General features: G+C 71.1%; 15 protein-coding genes and 1 pseudogene. 5 read left to right on the top strand and 11 right to left on the bottom strand.

Annotated features, from left to right (window positions below):
• Nucleotides 1-173 precede the first annotated feature (173 nt).
• Both ACFWGJ_RS00320 and ACFWGJ_RS00315 read left to right on the top strand, forming a co-directional pair.
• Nucleotides 174-1544 (top strand): cytochrome P450, encoded by a 1371-nt coding sequence (locus ACFWGJ_RS00320; protein ID WP_387319957.1) that lies wholly within the window; start codon nt 174-176, stop codon nt 1542-1544.
• 123 nt (nt 1545-1667) lie between these two features.
• Nucleotides 1668-3722: an FAD-dependent oxidoreductase gene (locus tag ACFWGJ_RS00315; RefSeq protein ID WP_387319956.1), complete on the top strand. Its 2055-nt coding sequence runs from the start codon at nt 1668-1670 to the stop codon at nt 3720-3722.
• A gap of 109 nt (nt 3723-3831) precedes the next feature.
• On the opposite strand, the pseudogene ACFWGJ_RS00310 reads toward ACFWGJ_RS00315, so the two are convergent.
• The 10 genes and pseudogenes from ACFWGJ_RS00310 to ACFWGJ_RS00265 form a co-directional block, all read right to left on the bottom strand.
• Nucleotides 3832-4380, bottom strand: a pseudogene (locus ACFWGJ_RS00310) (TetR family transcriptional regulator); the annotation flags it as partial.
• 227 nt (nt 4381-4607) lie between these two features.
• Entirely contained in the window at nt 4608-6119 is a 1512-nt protein-coding gene (locus ACFWGJ_RS00305; RefSeq protein ID WP_387319955.1) for an MFS transporter, read from the bottom strand.
• Between the two features lie 145 nt (nt 6120-6264).
• A complete protein-coding gene (locus ACFWGJ_RS00300) occupies nt 6265-6768 on the bottom strand; it encodes a hypothetical protein (protein WP_387319954.1) in 504 nt (167 codons plus the stop codon).
• Between the two features lie 107 nt (nt 6769-6875).
• On the bottom strand, nt 6876-8063 hold the full coding sequence (locus ACFWGJ_RS00295; RefSeq protein ID WP_387319953.1) for a glycoside hydrolase family 64 protein: 1188 nt from the start codon (nt 8061-8063) through the stop codon (nt 6876-6878).
• 154 nt (nt 8064-8217) lie between these two features.
• Nucleotides 8218-9282, bottom strand: coding sequence for a hypothetical protein (locus tag ACFWGJ_RS00290; RefSeq protein ID WP_387319952.1), 1065 nt, complete (start codon nt 9280-9282; stop codon nt 8218-8220).
• 53 nt (nt 9283-9335) lie between these two features.
• Entirely contained in the window at nt 9336-10622 is a 1287-nt protein-coding gene (locus tag ACFWGJ_RS00285; RefSeq protein ID WP_107014858.1) for a TRAP transporter large permease subunit, read from the bottom strand.
• A 3-nt stretch (nt 10623-10625) separates the two neighbouring features.
• A complete protein-coding gene (locus tag ACFWGJ_RS00280) occupies nt 10626-11219 on the bottom strand; it encodes a hypothetical protein (RefSeq protein ID WP_387319951.1) in 594 nt (197 codons plus the stop codon).
• On the bottom strand, nt 11216-13375 hold the full coding sequence (locus ACFWGJ_RS00275) for a hydantoinase/oxoprolinase family protein (RefSeq protein ID WP_387319950.1): 2160 nt from the start codon (nt 13373-13375) through the stop codon (nt 11216-11218). The genes ACFWGJ_RS00280 and ACFWGJ_RS00275 overlap by 4 nt, the downstream gene beginning before the upstream one ends.
• 91 nt (nt 13376-13466) lie before the next feature.
• A complete protein-coding gene (locus tag ACFWGJ_RS00270; RefSeq protein ID WP_387319949.1) occupies nt 13467-15080 on the bottom strand; it encodes an FAD-dependent oxidoreductase in 1614 nt (537 codons plus the stop codon).
• Between the two features lie 176 nt (nt 15081-15256).
• Entirely contained in the window at nt 15257-16360 is a 1104-nt protein-coding gene (locus ACFWGJ_RS00265; protein ID WP_387319948.1) for a LacI family DNA-binding transcriptional regulator, read from the bottom strand.
• 275 nt (nt 16361-16635) lie between these two features.
• On the opposite strand from ACFWGJ_RS00265, the gene ACFWGJ_RS00260 reads away from it, so the two are divergent.
• Together ACFWGJ_RS00260 and ACFWGJ_RS00255 are read left to right on the top strand one after the other, a co-directional pair.
• Nucleotides 16636-18114 (top strand): glycoside hydrolase family 76 protein, encoded by a 1479-nt coding sequence (locus ACFWGJ_RS00260; RefSeq protein ID WP_387319947.1) that lies wholly within the window; start codon nt 16636-16638, stop codon nt 18112-18114.
• A 267-nt stretch (nt 18115-18381) separates the two neighbouring features.
• A complete protein-coding gene (locus tag ACFWGJ_RS00255) occupies nt 18382-19914 on the top strand; it encodes a glycoside hydrolase family 43 protein (protein ID WP_387319946.1) in 1533 nt (510 codons plus the stop codon).
• A 38-nt stretch (nt 19915-19952) separates the two neighbouring features.
• Here ACFWGJ_RS00255 and ACFWGJ_RS00250 read toward each other — a convergent pair whose 3' ends face one another.
• Nucleotides 19953-20321 (bottom strand): winged helix-turn-helix transcriptional regulator, encoded by a 369-nt coding sequence (locus ACFWGJ_RS00250; protein ID WP_387319983.1) that lies wholly within the window; start codon nt 20319-20321, stop codon nt 19953-19955.
• Between the two features lie 273 nt (nt 20322-20594).
• Between ACFWGJ_RS00250 and ACFWGJ_RS00245 the strand changes: the two genes are divergently transcribed.
• Nucleotides 20595-21443 (top strand): alpha/beta fold hydrolase, encoded by an 849-nt coding sequence (locus ACFWGJ_RS00245; protein WP_387319982.1) that lies wholly within the window; start codon nt 20595-20597, stop codon nt 21441-21443.
• The last annotated feature ends 101 nt before the right edge of the window (nt 21444-21544 follow it).

Raw genomic sequence — 21544 nt, 5'->3', positions numbered from 1 at the left:
GGTCGGCCCACTGCTGTGCCGGGACCGCCGGGGCGGGTTCCGGTTCCGCCGCCGCCCGCCCGTTCAGCGGGCCGTCACAGGTGGTGAAGACCATGTGACGTTCCGGTACAACCAAGTCCGGGCTGGGCATGGATGAATGCGTCCGTGCACGCTGCGAAGGAGCACTGATCCAAGTGACGGTCGCCACTCCTCCTCCCATTCCCCGAGCGGCGGGCTCCCTCCCGCTGCTGGGCCACGCGGTACAGCTCATGCGCGACAACCTCGGCTTCATCGCCTCGCTCCGCGAGACCTACGGTCCCGTGGTCGAGATAACCCTCCAGCCCGGCACCCGGACCCTCGTCGTCCAGGACCCCGCGCTGATCCGCACGATGCTCGTGGACCTCGGCCCCAGCCTCGACAAGGGCCGGTTCTTCGAGAAGATGGGTCAGCTCCTGGGTGACAGCGTGGTCACCGCTGCCGGTCAGGAACATGTCCGCAAGCGGCGCCAATTGCAGCCGGCGTTCACCCACACCGAGATCGCCCGGTACGTCGACATCATGCGCGACGAAACCGAGGCGGTCGTCTCCCGCTGGCGGCCCGGCGAGGTCGTCGACGTCCGCGAGGCGATGGTCAAGCTCTCCCTCGACATGCTCGCCAAGACCGTCTTCTCGGGCAGCCTCGACGAGGAAACGTTTTTGCGACTGCGCAGTGATCTGTCCGTGGTCATGAACGGCGTAGGGGCGCGCGTCATGCTCCCCGACTGGGCCGAGCGGCTGCCCCTGCCGTTCAACCGCCGCTTCGACGAGGCCCGGGACGCCGTACGCGCCACCATCGGTGAAGCCCTCGACGGACTGCGGGCCTCCGGCCACGACACCGGCGACATGCTGTCCATGCTGCTGCGCGCCCGGGACGAGGAGACCGGCGAACCCCTCACCCACGACCAGATCTGCTCCGAGATCCTCACCCTCGCCGTGGCCGGCACCGAGACCACGGCGTCCGTACTGTCCTGGGTCCTGTACGAACTCGCCCGCGACACCGCCGTCGAGGCCCGCGTGCGGGCCGAACTGGCGGACGTGCTGGGAGAGCGGCCGGTCACCTTCGACGACGTCATGCGGCTGCCCTACCTCGACCGCGTCATCACCGAGACCCTGCGGCTGCACCACACCGGGTGGCTCGTCACCCGGCGCACGGTCACGGACACCCGCCTCGGGGAGTGGACCGTGCCGGCCGGTACGGAACTGGCCTACTGCCAGCACGCCCTGCACCGCGATCCCGAACTCTTCGCCGATCCCCTGGACTTCGACCCCGACCGCTGGCTGGACGACGCGCAGGCCCGGCTGCCCGCGGGGGCGTTCCTGCCCTTCGGGGCGGGCAGGCACAAGTGCATCGGCGACCGGTTCGCGCTCACCGAGCTGATCACCGCCATCGCGACGATCACGCGCGAGGTGCGCTTCACCCTGGCGCCGGGGCAGACCGTCCTGCCGGTGGCCCGGGCCACCGTACGCCCCAGGACCCTGCTGATGACCGTCGGTCCCAGGGAGACCTCACCCGGGGTTCCAGGGTGAACGTCCGGTTCCCACAACGGCGTTGACCAGGTGGACCCGTCCTATGACGGAACGAGTGGTTTGAGCTCCCCGTCCGTGTGAATGCCCTGGTTCCGCGCCGGTCGTGCGCCAAGCATGATCTTGATGAGTACACACGACACGAACACTCCGGACCTGACCACCGCGGACCCGGCCACCACTGACCCGGCCACCTCGGACGTGACGACTTCGCACGTGACCGATTCAGGCCCGCCCGACGCGAACAGCGCGCCACCGACACGGCGTTCGGTGGTCACGGTGACCGGTGCCACGGTCCTTGCCGCCGGGCTCACCGCGGCCACGGCCGCTCCGGCCACCGCGCTGAGCCCTGTCACCGCACCCTCGGCGGCGCCGGCCGCGGTGCCGCCCGGCACCGATCCGGCGGCGTACACGACGGTCGCCCGCGCCATCGTGGTCTTCGACAAGGACGACAAGTCCCTCGTCCCGTCCTATCTGAAGGCCATCGAGAGCGGACTGCCGTCGAGCGGCGCCAAGGCCTCCAAGCGCGTGCTGATCGTCGGCGCGGGTCCCGCCGGTCTGCTCGCCGCCGATCTGCTCCACCGCGTGGGCCACGACGTGGTCGTCATCGAGGCCAACGACAACCGCGTCGGCGGCCGCATCAAGACCTTCCGCAAGGGCGGCCACGAGAACGGCGAGCAGCCCTTCGCCGACCCCGCCCAGTACGCCGAGGCCGGGGCGATGCGGCTGCCCGAGAGCCATCCGCTCCTCATGGCCCTGATCAAGAAGTTCGACCTTCCGCGCCAGGAGTTCCTGCTGGTGGACGTGGAGGTCGACAACCCGGCCAAGCGGGCCAACCGCACCTGGATGCACATCAACGGCGTCCATCTGCGCAAGGCCGACTACGAGAAGGACCCGGCGAAGATCAACGACACCTTCGGTGTCACGGGCCCCAACCGTACGAGGACCGCCGCCGCCATCCTCGCGGACGCCCTCGAACCGGCACACCTGCTCATCCGCGGCAAGGAGGGATCGGCTCTCGTCGAGGGCTGGGTCAAGGTCCTCAAGCGGTACGGCCACTGGTCCATGTACCGCTACCTCACCGAGGTCGCCGGGCTCGACACCCGGACCATCGACCTCGTCGGCACGGTCCAGAACCTGACCTCACGGCTCCATCTCTCCTTCCTGCACAGCTTCCTGGGCAGCGCGCTGATCGACCCCAAGACCAAGTTCTGGGAGCTGAAGGGCGGCACCGCGAAGCTCGTCGACGCGCTGTACGCGCCGGTCAAGGGCAAGGTGCGGCTCGACAGGCGTGCCGTACGCATCGAGCGCGACGGCGGCAAAGTGCGGGTGCACACCGTGTCCGAGGACTGCCAGACCGGCAAGGGGGGCGCCACGGAGGTGTTCGAGGGCGACGAGGTGATCGTCACCGTGCCCTTCTCCGGGCTGCGCCATGTGGCCTTCGACCCGCCGCTGACGTACGGCAAGCGCCGGGCCATCACCGAGCTGCACTACGACGCCGCGACCAAGGTGCTGCTGGAGTTCTCCCAGCGCTGGTGGGAGTTCACCGAGCAGCAGTGGCAGGAGGCACTGAACAGCATCGAGGACGGCCTCTACACCCGGTACAGGAACGGCCAGGTCAGGGACGGCAGACACCTCGGCGCCCACCGGACCGTGCGGGACCTGGGGGTGACCGTCCCCGGCGAACTGAAGAAGTGTTTCAGTGCCTTCCGGCCCGCCGTGCTCGACGACCCCGAGGCCTCGCATGTGCGGGGTGGCGGGTCGGTGAGCGACAACGCCAACCGGTTCATGTTCTTCGAGCACGCCCATCCGATGGAGGGCAGTGACGGAGGGATCGTCCTCGCCTCGTACAGCTGGTCCGACGACGCCCTGAAGTGGGACGCGTACGCCGACGAGGAGCGGTATCTGCGGGCGCTCGCCGGGGTGCAGGCCGTCTTCGGGCGGCGCTGCGAGGTGTTCTTCACGACCAAGTGCAAGACCCAGTCGTGGATGCGCGACCACTACGCCTACGGGGAGGCCTCGGTGCTCTTCCCCGGCCAGCACACGGAACTGTTCCCGGACATCCCCACCTCGGAGGGGCCCATCCATTTCGCGGGGTGCCACACGTCCATCAAGCCCGCCTGGATCGAGGGCGCCTTGGAGTCCGCCGTCAGGACGGCGTTGAAGGTCCATACAGGCTGACGGTGTCCGTGCGGCCGGCCGACCGGGCCGACCGGGCCGACAGGGCTGACAGGGCTGACAGGGCTGACAGGTCGGGGTGTCGCCACGACCGGTCGGCCCTGTCGCCGGCTCACGGTGTCAGGTGCGCCTGCACGGCGGGCGCGTACCGCTGGACGACATCGTCGAGCGGTGCCGTGCGCACCTCGCCGCCCCGCGCGATGCCGTACATCACGCCGAGGCCGAGCAGCATGCCGACGGCGAGCTCGGCGCGCAGGCCGGCGTCCGGACCGTCGAGGCGCAGGGCGAGCCGGTCGCTCACCTGGGTGCGGAAGTTGGCGCGGAGCGTGTCGCCCTGGGTGCCCTGGAGCGGGGCGAAGACGATCCGCAACAGGGGGTCGGCGCCGCGTTCGCTCTGGCTGACGAGGACGTGACGGACCATGTGGCGCCCGAGTTCGGCGAGCGGCGCGTCCAGCAGGACGGCCGCGTCCTCCGCGAAGGACATCACCCGCGCGAAGAGCGTCTCCTTGTTGCCGAAGTACTTCATGATCAGCGGCGGGCTGACACCGGCCCGTTCGGCCACGGCCTTGAGCGTGATGTCCGCGTGGGCGTGGCGCGCGAGGAGGTGGCGGGCCGCGCGCAGGATCGCCGCCTTGGTGGCCTCGGCGTCCCGGCGGCTCGGACTGCCGCTGTCCGCAGCCGCCGTCCTCGCCTCAGCCGCGGCGCCCTCCCCTGCGGCCGGCTCGGTGACCGGCCTCGCGGCCGGGGGCCCCTGAACGGCGGTCGCCCGGCCGGGCCCGGCGCCGGAGGGCTTTCCGGAAGCCTGCCCCACGGCCCCGGACGCCTTCCCGGGAGCCTTCCCGGTGGACGTCTCGTAGGACTTCGAGGAATTCGACGACTTCGCGGACCTCATGATTCCTTTGCTCCCTCCAGCAGCTTTCCCGCGGCCTGTCCGCCGCGCCGGCGGCGCGAGAACCGCCCGGTCCTCTCCCGCTCGGCGCGACCCGGTATCGCCAGGGCCATCGCGCATCCGGCCAGCGCGACCGCACCGGCCATCGCGAAGGCCAGCAGATAGCCCCGCAGGCTGGGCAGCGGCAGGCCGCCGGCCGGGCTGATGTGATGCACCAGTATGGCGGCCACGGCGGCACTGCACACGGCCTGGCCGATGGTCCGCATCAGCACGTTGACGCCGCTCGCCGAGCCGGTCTGCGCGGCGGGCACCGCACCGAGGATCAGCGTGGGCAGGGCCGAGTAGGCGAGCGCCGTGCCCGCCGACACGATGGCCCCGCCGAGGATGATCACCCACAGGTCACGGCTGTCCAGGATCCGTATGCCGTACCCGCACGCGATGACGACGGCCCCCAGGGCGAGCGTCACGCGGGGGCCGCGCGACAAGGAGATACGGGCGGAGACCGGTGACAGGAAGAGCATGATCACACCGCTGGGCAGCAGGCACAGTCCGGCGCCGACGATCGACAGGCCGAGTCCGTACCCGGTGCCCGTGGGCGCCTGGACGAGCTGGGCCGTGACCAGGGAGTTGGCGTAGAAGGAGAATCCGACGAGCAGCGCGGTCAGATGCGGCAGCGCCACGCGCGGCCGGGCGGCGAGCCTGAGGTCGACCAGCGGCCGTTCGGTGCGCAGTTGCTGCCACCACCACAGGGCCAGGGTGACCACGAAGCCCGCGAACAGCCCGAGCACCGGCCCGCTGCCCCAGCCCCATTCGCCGCCCTGCGACACCGCCAGCAGCAGACAGACGAGGACCGTGGCCAGGCCGAGCGCCCCGAGGGTGTCGAACCGGCCCGGGTGCCGTACGGCCGACTCGTCCACCGCCCACCAGGCGAGTGCCACACCCGCGGCGCCCAGCGCGGCCGACACCCAGAACATGGTGTGCCAGTCCGCGTACTGCACGATGAGGGCCGCGAGCGGCAGGCCGAGGGCCGCGCCGATGCCGACCGTGGAACTCATCAGGGCGACGGCGGAGACGGTCCGCTCGGGCGGCAGTACGTCACGCAGGATGCTGATCGACAGGGGCACGACGGCCGCCGCGGCTCCCTGGAGCGCCCGCGCCGCGATCAGCACCCGGATGTCCGAGGTCAGCGCGCACAGCACCGACCCGGCCGTCATCAGGGAGAGGGCGAGGAGCAGGACGCGCTTCTTGCCGTACATGTCGCCGGCGCGGCCGAGTACCGGGGTCAGCACCGCGCCCGCGAGGAGCGTGGCGGTGACGGTCCACGACACGGCGGCGGCGGACGACCCGGTCAGCCGCGGCAGGTCGGGGAGCAGCGGTACGACGGCGGTCTGCATCACCGCCATCAGGATGCCGCCGTACGCGAGGACCGGGACCGTCAGACGGGCGCGCGGCCCGGCCGGGGACGCGGACCTCCCGGCGCGGGCCGGTTCCCTGGGTGTCGGATCCTGCATGGCACTTCCCTGAGCGCGAGGCACGGCATGGGTGAACAGCCATTCAACCTAGCGGATGAATGGCTGTTCACCAACCCATTCGGGTGACCGGTGAATTTCCATTCACCAGCTTCCCGTGATCCTTGGGCCGGAGAAATGCGTCTCGTCACGAGGCTTTCGGGCCGGGGGCCGCCGTGCGCGCGGCGTCCAGGTCCTCGATGGTTCCGCCGACCTTCGCGCGCAGCGTCTCCAGCATCTTCGGCTTCGCGCTGATGGCCCACTGCGGGCCGACGAGGTACTTGCCCCCGTACATGGAGGCACTGTCGAGCCAGGTCAGCTTGTACTTCTCGGCGGGAAAGGTGGTGATGAGGTAATCACCGTCGGCAGTGTCACAGACGCCCTCGCGCAGTTCGTCCGCGTCGGTCCGGATCCTGACCTTGCAGCCGGTCAGGTCCGCGATCACCTCGACCTTGGCCGGTGCCACCACGCCGGCGGAGGGGGCGGACATCGCCGAGGTCTCGGCCGCTTCGCCCTCCGCGCTCTTGTCCGTGTCCCCGCCGCAGGCCGTGGCCAGCGGCAACAGGGCCAGGCCGCCGACCAGGGCGACGCCGCGCACCGCGCGGGCGACGAGGGGGCGGCCGGTACGTCCTCGCTGTGGCTGCTGTGGCACGTGCCTCTCCGTATCCGTGCTGGTCCCGCGCGAGCGGGCAGGTGTTCCAGGTGGATACGGAGCAGGAGTGCCGGCCGTTCACCCCCCTCGCTCAGCCGTCGGTCCTCTCAGCTGAACGGGTCGAGCGTGATGTACGCCGTCTGCGGGTTGCCGTCGTTGACCAGCGACTCATGGGCGCCGACGTCGTCGAACGCGAAGCCGTAGGCCTTGCCGTCGGCCATCTGCTCGTGGATCTTCTTGGCGTAGTGGTTGGTCACCGCGTCCTGGTAGAAGCCGGCCGAACTGCTGTCGGGCTGATTGGAGTTGGTGAGGAGCGTGGAGCGGTTGTAGCCCGCGCACAGGGTGCGGGAGATCGGCCCGCGCACGAGGTCGTTGGGCGCGTCCAGCAGCTTGTAGCAGCCGAAGACGCTGTCCGAGTCGGGCTTCTGGAACGAGGTGACGACCGCGCCGGCGCTGTTGGTGAAGTTCATGACGTTGCCGGAGACCCTGCCGAAGTACTTGGTGGCGGGCTGGTCGGCGAACGGGGTCACCGTCAGCGTGGAGCTCGCGTACTTGGTCCACACGCGGTTGATGTAGTCGTTCATGACGGTGCTCGGCAGAGCGCCGGCCTCGATGCCGTGCCCGGGTGCGAGCGCGCGCAGGATCGTGCCGTCGGAGCGGGTCCTGATGAGATTGGCCCAGCCACCCGACTGGCTGCGCAGGGAGTTGAAGAAGGCGTTGTAGCCGCCGGCCTTGAGGTGCCCGGTGGTCTTGACGGTGCCGGCGGCGGTCTTGACGCCGACCGCGTACGGGGCCGAGAACATGTCGACCTGTGTGCTGTTGATCCACAGCCCGCCGTCGTTCAGGGTGTACTCGGTCCAGTTGAAGAGGATGTTCGCGTTCGGGTCGGACGGGTTCTGCACCGCGGGCTGCACGAGCCCGCCGGTGGTCAGTTTGAAGACCAGCTTCTGGCCGTAGGAGAAGTAGACCCGGCCGGAGAACTTCGGCATGCGGATCGTCTTGGTCTGCCCGTTGGCCGGTCCGGCGATCGAGGCGTCGGGCGCGGGGGTCGGCGGGTTGCCGCCCGCGGGCCAGGCGTGGAAGGTGCCGTTCGCGTCGGCCCAGCCCTGCTGGCCGGTCGAGAGCAGGGTCCCGATGACGTAGACGTAGACCTGGTCGCCTCGCCCGGAGCTGTTCTTGAGTTCGAGCGGGATGGTCGTGGGCACCGCGGCCTCGGCATGGGACACGGGTCCCACCGCCGTGAGTCCCGTGGCGACGGCCGCCGCGGCGACCAGGGGCACCAGCATTTTTCGCATGGCTAGCACGCTCATCCTCCTACCAGGTGGAAGCGGACCGTTCGACTCCTCATGAGAGCGCTCTCAGAGTGCTCCCATGAGGCGAACACGTCAAGGTCTAGACCAACATCGCTTGACGTCGACTTCTCGACCTGAGAGGCGCGGGTGCGGAACGTCAGCCGCGGGCCATCGCGATCGACCCCGCGAGCCGCTCCCCCGCCTCGTAGATCATGTACGGGACGCCACCGTCCGTACCGAACGAGGGGGCGGCTGCGCGGCCGTTCTCCGGCGCCGCGCTGCGGGAGTTGTAGAAGATCCCGAGGTGCGTGCGCTTGCTGAAGTCGTTGCCGACCTCGGTGATCATGATGTCGCCGCCGCTCGCCTTGTCCTTGTTGTAGACGACGTACGTGCTGTTGTTGCGGTACAGCAGGTGGGGACCGCCGACGTTGACGGCTCCGACGTCCGCGTGCCGGACGAGCGGCTGCTGGTCGAAGGTCCAGTTGCGTCCGTCGGCCGACCAGCCCCAGTGGATGTCACGGTGGTTGCTGGTGTTGTTGAGCATGAAGAGCATCACGAAGTGGGCTCCCCGGGACGGCAGTTCGTGCGGGAAGACGCGGGCGTACGACGTCTCGGTCGTACCGCTGGGCAGCATGGACGTGGACAGGACGACCTTGTCGTAGGTGAAGTTGATGCCATCCTTGGAACGGGCCAACCGCGTCGTCGTGTTCTCCCCGTGGAAGTACATCCACATCTCCTTGGATGCCTCGATCCACATCACGTGCGCGGACGCGACATGACTGACCTTGTAGTGCGGCTGCCAGTTGTTGGAGACGATCGGATTGTTCGGGTACTCCGTGAACGGGCCTTCCAGGGAGTCGCCGTACGCCAGGCAGATACCGCCGGGCGCGTCGTGCGGCCCGTAGTACAGGTAGTACCTGCCCAGCGGGTTGGCGAGCCGGCCGGCCGTGCCCCGGATGCACGGGAAGATGATCTCGCCCGTCGGGTTGTACTTCAGCTGGGACGGGGTGAGCAGGGTGCGGACGTACGAGTAGTCGGGGAATCCGCCGGGCGCGGCGGCCACGGCCGGGACAGCCCCCTCTGCGGTCAGGGCCGGGGCGGCGGCCCCGCCCGCGGTGAGGGCCGGCGCGGCCGGGGCGGTGAGCCCGCCCACGGTCAGCGCGGCGCCGGTGGCGGCACCGGCGCGCAGGAACAGACGACGGGCGGGACGCGGCTCATTCATGGTCGACTCCAGGAAGAGAAGCGGGGGTGGGTCAGGGGTCGGTCGGAGGTCGGTCAGAGGTAGGTGGCGGCGGTGACGCACAGCCCGCCGAGCGCGACGGCCCACACGTACGGCAGGGTGCGCACCATGACCTGCTGCGGGGAGACGCCCGCGTACTGGGCGGCCCACACGGTCTGGGTGCTGGTGGGGTCGGCGACGCCGAAGACCTGGTTGTACGAGGTGGCCATGCCGAGGACGACCGCGGCCGGGTAGATCCCGGTGGAGATCAGGACACCGGCGATACCGGCGCCCAGACCGAACACGTTCAGCGGCCCCCGGTACAGGCACAGCGGCACGAGCAGCGTGAAGACACCCACGAACAGCACGGCGTTCTGCGGGCTGACCGCCTTCACCAGCGGTTCGAGCGCTTCGACCGCGCCGGGCAGTTTCACCGCGGCCAGCAGGATGCCGATGGCGATGAACAGGGCGATCGGCGGGGCGGCGACCTCGAATCCGCCGTACAGGGTGCGCAGGAGGCGCTTGTTCATCTCGCGGGGGCGGGTGGTGGTGACCAGTGCGTACAGGACGCCGGCCAACAGGGAGGGGATGATGGCGAGTTCGAAGCCCAGGGCGAGGATCAGCGGCACGGCCGGGGTGAGCAGCGCGTACCAGGGGGCGTCGCCGAGCCGCTGCCGGCGGCTGGGTGAACGGGGCTTGTCCTGCACGGACTTGAGGGACCAGGTGTGCTCGACACCGCGCCGCCGCGATTCGACGAACACATACAGGACGGCGGCCACCAGGGCGAACGGGAAGAGCTTCACCATGAAGCCGCGGACGGTCGGGACGGGCAGTTCCAGGGCGGTGGAGAAGAACTGCCACAGCGGGAGTTCGAAGGGGATGCCGACGGCGATGCCCATGAGGATGGTCCCGGCGGCGGTCACCTTCGGGATGCCCACCGCGATCATGGCGGGGATGCCGATGAGGCCCGCGAGCATCGCGGCGGGCGCCGATCCGGTGACCGTGCCGACGAGTGCGGAGACCGCCAGGACCCCGAGCGCCACGACGACCGGGCGGTCGCCGCCGAACTCGACGATCTTGCGTACGAGGGTGGCGGCGACCCCTGTCTCCTCCAGGAGCTTGCCGAGCCACGAGCCCAGCACGATGGCGATCATGGTGGCGGCCAGCGCGGGCGCGCCCTCCTGGAGAACGGTGTCGATGACGCTGTTCTCGCCGGTCAGCGGTGCGCCGGCGACGAAGGCGATGACGACGGCGAGGAGGACGAGCGCGAACGCCGTGGGCAGTTTGCGGGTGAGCATGGCGGCGACACCCGCGGCCATGACGAGCAGGATGACGACACCCATGGCTCAGTTCTCTCTTCTTGGCGCGCCGACCGCGGCGGCCAGCGCGGCGGTCAGCAGGAGGGGGCTGCGGCCGAGTCCGCAGACGGTACGGGCGTAGGCGTGGGCGGCGATCTCCTCGGCCCCGGCGACATGGGCGAGGACGCGGAGGCGGCCGAGCCGCAGTGCGGTGTGCCCGATCGCCTCCTTGAGCGCGGTCCGCGTCTCCTTGTGGTGGAAGTGCTCGTGCGCGCTCTCGTGGGCGAGGGCCGCGGCGCGCACGGACCCCACGGGGTACCAGGCGCGCCAGCCGAGTTCGTCGATCAGCCGCTCGGCGCGGTCGACGGTGTCGGTGTAGATCTCGACGGTGGCCGGGCGCGAGGTGTAGCGGGCGAGCAGCAGTTCTTCGAGTCCGTCGGCGCGTTCCACGATCCGGGCGCGGCACGGCCCGGGTTCGAGGGCCGCGCCGAACGCGGTGGCGGCCTCGGCCCAGCGGCGCAGGAGGGCGGGGTCGCGGCCCTCGTGGGTGGGGGTGCCGGCGAGCAGGCGTACCGCGAGATCGAGGTCGTCGGTGGCCTGGTGGGCGGCCGGGTCCGCGGTGGCCGCGAGGGCACGGTTCACGACCGCACCTCCACCACGGCCACCACGGGCTCGTCGGCGGCCCGGTCCCGCATCTCGCTGCGGGCCAGGGCGAGCAGCGGCTGCGGTTCGAGGACTCCGGAGAGGTCGGCGATCCGGGAGCCGAGCAGCAGCCGCAGCGCGGGCGCCCGGACACCGCCGTCGCCGTACGAGGTCGCCTCGCGCACGAGGGTGCTCAGCAGTTCGGGGGCGGCCCCGACGGTGGTGGCGGCCACCTGCGCGTCGGAGGCGTGCAGTCGAACGACACCGTCGGCGTCCACGACACGTACGGGATGCCGGGGAGCGCGCAGGCGGCGGCGTACCTCGGTGCCGTACACCGTGTGGACGGGGGTGCCGGCGAGGACGCGGACCCGGTCGGGGTCGGTCTTGAGGCTGGCGGCCGCCGCGGCGAGGCGTTCGCCGTCGTCGGCGCTGTGCGAGCGGTCCTGGGTACGCAGTTCGGTGGCGCCGGTGGCGATGGCGCGGACGGTGCTGGTCTGCGGGTCGACGGTCACCTCGACCTCGACCCCGTCGGCGGCGGCGCCCTGGGCGACGACGGCCTGCTCGGCCTCGGCGCGTACGGCGAGGATCTGCTCCTGGGTGGCGCCGGGGATGATCCGTTCGATCTGCTCGCGCACCAGGGCCAGGGCCACCCCGATCGGGCTGATGACCTCGTTGTGGCGGGCGATCCTGCCCTCCATGCCGGTGAGCGCCGCGAGATGCGGGGTGACGGTGGCGGCGCCTCCCCCGCCGCCGACGAGGACGGCGGTGTCGGTGTCGAGCCGGTAGTCGCGGACGATCTTGTCCACCACCGACTTCACCTGCTCGGCGCCCGCGTCGAGGATGCGGGCGGCGGCCGTCGGCACGTCCACGCCCAGGGCGGCGGCGAGCGGGGCGAGGGCGGCCTTCGCCACCTCCTGGTCGCAGCGCGCGAAGTCCCCTTCCGGCACGCGGCCGAGCGCGTTGGCGGCGCAGGTCATGGTGAGGGCGTACCGGCCGCCCGCCGCGTCCAGGACGACGTGGTCGGCCGGGTCGTCGGGCATCGGACGCACGGTGGCCAGGGTGGCGTCGCGCAGGTCGGCCGGGTCGGCGAAACAGGCATAGGGCAGCCCCGCGATATGGGCGCTGCGCGGTCCGACGGCGGTGACACGGGCCCGGCCGCCGTGTCCCTGATCACCGTGGCCGAGGTCGACGCGCACCATCGAGCCGCCGCCGACACCGACCGTGCGGACGTCGAGGGCGTTGAGGTACGAGGTCTTGCCGAGCATCGTGGCGTGCCGGACGGCGACCTTGCCCCGGCGTACGACGCTGATGTCCGTGGAGGTGCCGCCCGTTTCGAGGAAGACGCCCTCGCTGATGCGCTCCTGCATCAGGGCCCCGGCGACTCCGGCCGCCGGTCCCGACAGCACGGTCAGCAGCGGGCGCCGGCGCATCTCGTCGAGTGCCATGACTCCGCCGTCGCAGCGCATGACCATGAGCGGCGCGGTGATGCCCGCCTTGGTGATGGACGCGTCGACGAGGTCGGCGGTGGCCAGCATGCGCGGCAGGATGGCCGCGTTGACGACGGCGGTCCGGGTCCGCTTGTGCAGCCCGTACAGCGAGGTGATCTCGTGCGCGGCCGTCATCGGGAGCCCTGCGGGGCGCGCGGTCTCCAGTACGGCCCGCTCGCCCTCGGGCCGGTCGACGGCGAACGGCTCGGTGGCGACGAGGACTTGGGCGCCCGCTACCGTGACCTGCTCGACCGCGGCGCGTACGGCGCCCGTGTCGTCGGGGTCGGCGACATGGGCGTAGGCGAGCGGAAGCCGTTTCCCGGGGGCGAGTTCGAGGCGGCCGAGGGCCGCGAGGCGGCGGGTGAGGACGGCGCCGGGTCCGGTGCCGATGCCGATCAGGCCGACGGTGGCGACGTCACCCTCCAGCAGGGCGTTGGTCGCCTGGGTGGTGCCGTGGGCCAGGAACGCGACGTCGGCGGGATCGCGGTCGATCTGCCGCAGCAGCCGGTCCAGTGCCTCGACGATGCCGTGGGCGACACCGTCCTCGTGGTGGTGGCTGGTGGGGACCTTGACCTGGCCGAGCAGGCTCAGTGTCGTGGCGTCCACGGCCACGGCGTCGGTGAAGGTTCCGCCGACGTCGATGCCGACGCGGATTCTGTGGGTGGTCATGTCTGGGCACCTCCTTGTGCTCTGTCAGTCATGCGCAACACCGGTCGGGCCGGACGCGGGCCGAGCAGCCGGTCCGGCCCTCCCTTCGGTCTCAGTAGCCCCGTACGTCGGGCCAGTGGCGCTGTACGCCGGCCCGGTCGAGGCCGCGGGCGAACTCCTCGAACCGCTTGTCCTCGGCCTGCACCTGGTGGGGTTCGACGTCCTCGGCCAGGCAGTGGGCGGCGAGCGCGCCGGCGACCTCGCCGATGTTCCACTCCACGGGGTGGAGCCGGTAGCAGCCGTTGGTGATGTGGGTGGTGCCGATGTTCTTGCCGGCGGGCAGCAGATTGCGGACCCGCCTCGGCACGAGTGCGCCCAGCGGGATCTCGAAGGGCACCGAGCCGATGTCGATGTAGTTGTCGCCGCCGGTCGAGGGATGCAGGTCGATGCGGTAGTTGCCGACCCCGACGGAGTCCCGGTACTTGGTGCCGCCGTAGGGGCCGACGAGGTCGATCGCCACGTCGTGCTCGGTGACGGTGGTGACGGCCTCGATGCGGCGCGACTCACGGACGTACGGCGCCTTCGCGAGGCCGTCCGGGGTGCCGGTCACGTCCGGGCGCGGACGCAGGCCCGGAAATCCGGTGCCGCCGTCCTGGCGGGGCGCCTCGGTCTGCAGCCAGTACAGGACCGACAGCGACAACTGCCGTGCCCCGGCGACCGCTTCGGCGCCGGTCTGTGCGCCCGCCCCGACGAGCGGCTTCAGCCAGTAGTCGTTGAGCGGCCAGTTGACGAGGGTGATGTCGGAGTCGAAGGCGCCGGGGCGGTGCAGTTTGCGCGCCAGGATCCGGCGGAAGCCCCACAGTTCCTTGTCCCCGGCGTCCGCGCTCTGGTCGGCGCTGACGGCGAGCGGGTCCAGCTCCGGGTTGGGCTCGAACGTACGCGGTACGGACTCCAGCGAGCGGGGGTCCGGCGCCTGGAAGCCCAGCAGCGGTCCGGGCCAGAAGTCGGGCCGGTACGCGCGCCAGAAGTCGTAGTCGGCGGGCCGCTCGACGGTGTGGTCCTCGCCCTCGTGGTGGGAGAGCGCGAAGCACACGGTGATGCCCTGCTGGTTGAGCGGCTGGGCCTCGTCCGGGGCGTGCGGCTCGTCGTACGCGGACCGCGCCTCGGCCCCGGTGACGTGCTCGACGCCCGCGAGGTCGAGGAGTTCACCGGTCTCGGTCGCGTCGATGACGTACCGGGCGGAGACGGTGACCTGCCGGCCGCTGTCCTGGCGGTGCTCCAGCGTCACGGAGCGTACGACATCGTTGTCGGCCTCGGCCGCGACGGGTCGGTGGTCGGTGAGGACGGTCAACCGGCCGGCGGCCCGGTGGGGCGCGAGCATCGCCTCGATGACGGCGAGCGCGACACGCGGTTCATGGCAGAGCTTGCTCACCCGTCCGGCGCCCGGGTTGAGGTCCGTGAGGGCCAGTGCCTCGGCGCGCAGCGGATACCACTGCCGGTAGAACTGCCGGATGCCGTCGCGCAGTTGCCGGTACGAGGCGGTGGTGCCGAACTGCTCGACCCAGGGATGCTCGTCTGGCGGCACGGCCTGTGACGTGAGCTGTCCGCCGAGCCAGTCGGTCTCCTCGGTGAGCACGACCGTGCGTCCGGCCCGGCAGGCCGCCAGCGCGGCGGCCACGCCGCCGAGCCCGCCGCCCACGATGAGGATGTCGGCTTTCGGTATCACGCTTCTCCTTGCTGGTGGTTCAGCTGCTGCTTCAGCCGTGGTCGTCCGCTGGTGCGGCCGGTGGTTCGTCCGCTGGTGCGGCGGGTAGTTCGTCCGCTGGTGCGGTCGGTGGCTCGTCTACTGGTCTCGGCTGCTGGCTTCGTCCGCTGGTTGATCTCGTGCGCTGCGCGCCGGCGTCAGGGCCCCTCAGGTGGGCTCCCGGTGGTCGCGCCGGCCCGGAAGGCGCAGGCGACCAGGGGTTCCTCCGCCGCCTCCCCCGCCACGAGCGCTGCCAGCATGCGGACCGCTGCCGCGCCCAACTGGTGCCGTGGCACGTCGAATCCGGTGGGCTGCGGATCCCCTGCGAGGTCGGAAGGGGGGCTGCCGAGGAGCGCGAGGGACAGGTCGCCCGGGCAGGTGAGACCGGCCTCGTCGACGGCTGTGTGCAGGGCCCGCCAGGCACCCCCGGTGTCGGTCTCCTCCGCGACGAACGCGGTTACGCCCTCGGCGAGCCAGCTCCGCAGCCGTTCGGCAGTGACCTCGCGCCGGGGGTCCGCGCAGCGGAAGACGGCCTCGGACCCGCCGGGCAGTCCGGCCGCCTCCAGCCCCGCCAGGAAGCCCAGTTGGCGGTCGGTGGAGGCGGGCGCGTCGTCGTCTTCACGAACGAGGACGATCCTGCGGTGCCCCAAGGACGCCAGATGCCGGACCACTTCGCTGCTGGCGCTCACGTAGTCGGCGCCGACCCAGGACAGCCCCTCCAGTTCCTCGCGGCGGCCGAGGTGCACCACCGGGAAGCCGTCGGCGACCATCCTCTTCAGCTCGGCGATCGGGACATGCCGGCCGAGGAACAGACAGCCGTCCGCGAGCCGGACCCGGTTGAGCGCCTCGGGCCCGGCCGCCTTGGCACCGCCGGAACTCGACCCCGTGAACAGCACCAGGTCGTAACCGCGCGCGGCGGCCTCCCGCTCCACCCCGACGAGGAAGGGGTAGTAGGAGTGCTCCACGTCCGTCGGGAAGGTGGCCGTGAAGCTGTAGACGCCGAGCAGGTTGTTGCGGGCCGCCGCCAGCCGCTGGGCCGCCGGGTCCGGTACGTAGCCGAGGCTGCGGGCCGCGTCGAGCACCCGCTGCCGTGTCTCGTCCGAGATCGCCGAGCCCTGTGCCTTCGCCGACAGCACGAGCGACACCGTGGCCTGGGACACTCCGGCCAGCCGGGCGACCTCCGCCTGCCGCGGCCGGGACGTACGCCCGGTCGCCGCGGGCGTCCGCCCACGCCTGGGGCCCTTCCTGGGCTGCTCCACCATGCTCCTCACCCGGCCGCCGAGGGCCGACACCAGCTTGTTAATGCGTATAAGTAATGCGCATTAGCAGAACTGTGGGGCGCTTTCACGGCGCCGGTCAAGGGGTGCGACACGACTTCTTCCTCCGCCGGGTCCGCTGCGGAGTGCGGCCGAACATGAACATTCAACCGGGCCATTGACCCGTCAACCGGTTCCGGTTAACGTCCACGCCGAGCCTTTCCCAGGACCAGCCCCTGTGCCCCCACCGCAGTGTTCGGCAAGCCTTCGGGAGTCCATCCATGCGTGCCAGACGATCGCCACTCGCAGCTCTCGCCCTCGCTCTGACAACGATGTCGGCCCTGTTGATCCAGGCCGCCTCCGCTTCCGCCGCGGCCCCCGAGAAGGCGGCGGCGCCCGCGGCGACCGTGTGCAACAAGTACTGCGACGCACGGGATCCCGCCCTCAGCGGCCAGGACCGCAGGCCCGTCACCGCCACGCTCTTCTCGCGGACGTTCGAACTGCACTTCAACGACGCGGACGCCATGGGCTGGGCCTCCGTCGGCAACGGCGGCCCCGGGGACGAGGTGTGGCTGGACCGCTCCTACGACGGCGGCCGGACCTGGGCCTCGAACAGCCGCCTGGGCGCCACGAAGATCCCGGCGGGCCGGACGGGCTGGCGGACGCTGATGTACAACGTCGACGACTGGGCGGGCCACGACGTCGGGGCCCTGCGCGCCTGCGGCAAGGCCGCCGACCGCACCGACATCGTCTGCACACCGTGGGCCCGCTCGACCTGGAACGCCGGCGACCGGCGCACCGCGGCGGCCACCGCGCAGATGCAGTTCTACAACTACGGCACCGGCCTGTTCGACACCACCGGCTGGTGGAACTCCGCCAACGCGCTGCACGCGATCATCGACAACATCCGGGTCACCGGCATGCAGAGCTACCGGTACGCCATCGGCCGCACGTACGACCTGCAACTGGGTGCGGCCGACGGGCAGTTCCGCAACGACTACATCGACGACACCGGCTGGTGGGGCCTGACCTGGATCGCGGCGTACGACCTCACCGGCGACCCCCGCTATCTGGCCACGGCGCGGGCCGACGCGGACTACATGGCGTCCTACTGGGACAGCACCTGCGGCGGCGGGGTGTGGTGGAGCACCGCGAAGACCGTGAAGAACGCCATCCCCAACTCTCTGTACATCGAGCTGAACGCCGCCCTGCACAACCGCATCCCGGGCGACACCACCTACCTTCAGCGTGCGAAGGCGGACTGGAGCTGGTTCCAGGGGACCGGCATGATCAACGCCGACCAGACGGTGAGCGACGGCCTGAGCATGAGCACCTGCAAGGTCGGCGACAGCACGGTCTGGTCCTACAACCAGGGCCAACTCGTCGGCGGACTGGTGGAGTTGCACAAGGCCACGGGTGACTCCTCGGTGCTCGCCGCCGCCCGCCGGATCGCCGACGCCAACATTGTCTCCGGCAAGCTCAACACCTCGGCGGGCATCCTCAGGGACCCCTGCGAGTCGGGTGACTGCGGCGCCGACGGCGCGTCCTTCAAGGGCGCCGACGTACGCGGCCTGGCGAAGCTGAACGCGGTCCTGTCCGACCGCCCGTACACCGCCTACCTCAACAAACAGGCCGCCCAGGCCTACGCCGCCGACCGCAATCCGCTCGACCAGTACGGCCTGCGCTGGTACGGCCCGCTGGACAGGACGGACGCGGCGCGGCAGCAGAGCGCTCTCGATCTGATGAACGCGGCGTCCTGAGAGTCTCCGGGCGGGCCGGACGCGCAGCCCGGGCCGGTGGACGTCACGTCCACCGGCACCGGCACCGGCACCGGCACCGGGCGATATCGCAGACGTGCGGGTCCGTCGTGGCTGGGCGCGCAGTTCCCCGCGCCCCTGAAAGGCCGCGTACCTCGACGTCATTCCCGGAAAGGGCGGTGACCGCGGAAGCGCTTCGACGTAGGCTCCCGGAGCCCCACTCAGGGGTACCCGAGACCACTCCCGCGGCCGCACTCCACAGGGACGGACATGACGTACTTCGACAACCCCGTCATACCCGGCTTCAGCCCCGACCCCAGCATCTGCCGGGTCGGCGACGACCACTACCTGGCGACGTCCAGTTTCGAGTACGTACCCGGCGTGCCCCTGTGGCACAGCCGGGACCTGGTGCACTGGCGGCTGATCGGGCATGCGCTGGACCGGCCGTCGCAGCTGGCGCTGCCCGACACGGCCCCCGCCTCCACGGGCGTGTACGCGCCCACGCTGCGCCACCACGACGGACTGTTCTGGCTGATCACGACCGTGGTCGCCGGGGCGGGCACCATCCTGGTGACCGCCGAGGACCCGGCGGGACCCTGGTCGGATCCGGTACCGGTCGGGATTCCGGGCATCGACCCGGACCTGGCCTGGGAGGAGGACGGAACCTGCTGGTGCGTCTTCTCGGACGGCGGGATCCGAGGGGTCCGCATCGACCCGAAGTCCGGCGAACTGCTGGGCGATCCGGTGCCGATGTGGTCGGGCAGCGGACTGCAGTATCCGGAGGGGCCGCACCTCTACCGGATCGACGACTGGTGGTACCTGCTTCTGTCGGAGGGCGGCACCGAGCGCGGTCACGCCCTGTCGGTGGCCAGGTCGCGCACACTGCCGGGTCCTTTCGAAGCGCATCCGGCCAACCCCGTCCTGTCCCATCGCAGTACGAACCATCCGGTGCAGAACACCGGCCACGGCGATCTCGTACAGGCGCAGGACGGCACCTGGTGGATGGTGCTGCTGGGCACCAGGCCCCGGGGTGACACGCCGATGTACCACGGTATGGGCCGGGAGACGTTCCTGGCGCCGGTGCGGTGGGAGGACGGCTGGCCACTGCCCGGACCACTGGAACCGCGTGCGCAGGCTCCGGCGCTCACCCCGCACCCCTGGCCGCGGGAGGCGGACCGCGACGACTTCGACTCCCCCGCGCTCGCGCCGTGCTGGGTGTCTCTTCGACACAGCGACCCCGAGGCCGTGCGGCTCGACGAGCGGCCGGGCCACCTGGTCCTGCACGCCCGCGCGGACAGTCTCGACACACCGGGCGCGCTCTTCGTCGGACGGCGGCAGCGCGACCCCGACTGCACCGCGCGGACGCTCATCGAGGTCTCGGACGGCGGCCGGGGCGGGCTCGCGGTGCGCCTGGACGAGGCACACCACTACGCGGTGGAGGTCGCCGACGGCACGGTCCGCGCGGTCGCCAGGATCGGCCCACTAAGCCGGTCGATCGCCGAACGGGCCGTACCCGCGGGCCCGTTGAGGCTGCGCATCGACATCACCACCTCCGACGTCCTGCCGCCCACGGTCACCTCCCGCGACCCGGCCGCGCCTCCCCCGCCCGGTCTGCGCGCCGGCGGCCCCGACACACTCCGCCTGGGCTATGAGACGGACGGCGGCGGCTTCGAGATCCTCGCCGAACTCGACGGCCGCTACCTGACCACCGAGGTCGCCGGGGGCTTCACCGGCCGGGTCCTCGGCATGTACGCCACCGGGGGCAGCGCGGCCTTCGACTGGTTCGAGCTGCGGTCGGCCTGACCGGGGTCGTCAGGGATCGCGGAGAGCCCCGCTCGCGGTCACCTCAGCGGGCCGCCGGGGCCCTCCTCGCTGCGCCGGTTGGCGAGGTCGATCTCCGCCATGTGTTCCTCGGCCCAGGCGCGGACCATGGCCAGCGGCCCTTCCAGCGAGAGGCCCAGCGGGGTCAGCCGGTAGTGCACCCGGGGCGGCACCGTCGGTTCCACCCGGCGGTCGACCAGGCCGTCCCGGGCCATGTTCTGCAGGGTGACCGACAGCATCTTCTGTGAGACGCCGGCCATCCTGCGCTGCAGTTCGGCGAAGCGCACCTCGTCCGGCGACGCCTCCGCCAGCACCTTGACGGCCATCGACGTCCACTTGGTGCCGATCCGGTCGAGCAGCCGGCGGGTCGGGCACTGCGGCGAGAACAGGTCTCCCCGGCCTGGCTCACGACCCGGCTCGGACGAGGACGACGGGGACGACGGGGACGACGGGGACGACGAGGGCGTAGGGGTCACCTCGGGCTCACCACCTGTGGAAGGAGTGCGGTCTTGGCCCTCCCACGGTACTTACCTATCGTTTTGTTGTCACCATTGGTAACCACCCGAGGGGTCCATGTGCCCGCCACATCCAGCCGTACGTCCAGCCCGTCCAGCCCTTCCAGCCCGTCCGGTGATGCCCGGTCCGCTCATGACGGGCCCGCCGTGGAGCTCCGGCGGATCAGGGCCAACGGCGTCGACCTCAACGTGGCCCTGGCCGGCGAGGGCCCGGCCGTCCTGCTGCTCCACGGCTTCCCGCACACCTGGCAACTGTGGACCGACGTCCTGCCCGCACTGGTCGGCCGCCACCGGGTGATCGCACCGGACCTCCGGGGCTTCGGAGCGAGCGCACGCGAGGAGAGCGGGTACGACGCCGGCACGCTCGCGACCGACGCCGAAGCCGTCCTCGACGCCCTCGGGGTCACTTCGGCGGCGGTGGTCGGTATCGACGCGGGCACCCCGCCGGCCTTCCTGCTCGCCATGCGCCGCCCCGGTCTCGTCCGGCAACTCGTGCTCATGGAGTCCCTGTTGGGCACACTGCCGGGCGCCGAGAAGTTCCTCGCCCACGGAGCACCATGGTGGTTCGGCTTCCACGCGGCGCCCGGCCTCGCGGAATCCGTGCTCACCGGGCACGAGGGCGAGTACATCGACTGGTTCCTCGACGCCGGCACGCTCGGACAGGGCGTACGCCCCGCTCTCCGGGACGCCTTCGTGGCCGCGTACACCGGTACCGAGGCCCTGCGCTGCGCCTTCTCGTACTACCGCGCACTGCCCACGAGCGCCCGGCAGGTACGGGAAGCCGTCCGTGCGGCGCGGCTGACCGTCCCCACGCTGGCCATCGGCGCCCGGCCGGTGGGCAGGGCGCTGGAACAGCAGCTACGGCCTGTGGCGGATCATCTCGTCGGCCATGTCATCGAGGACTGCGGCCACATCATTCCGCTGCATCGCCCCGACGAACTTCTCGGGCTGCTGAGGCCCTTCCTGGCGGCGGGAGATGAGGGCAAGCAGGAATAACCACTCCTTGCCACTCTCAACGTATAGCGCACCGGGGGGCTTGCGGCAAGGCCCCCGTCCTGCTGCAGAATCTCGCACTCAAGGCGAGTAACCGCAGAAAA

The sequence above is a fragment of the Streptomyces sp. NPDC060205 genome (assembly GCF_042728395.1).
GTDB lineage: Bacteria > Actinomycetota > Actinomycetes > Streptomycetales > Streptomycetaceae > Streptomyces.
This window is presented reverse-complemented; position numbering and strand designations above follow the sequence as displayed.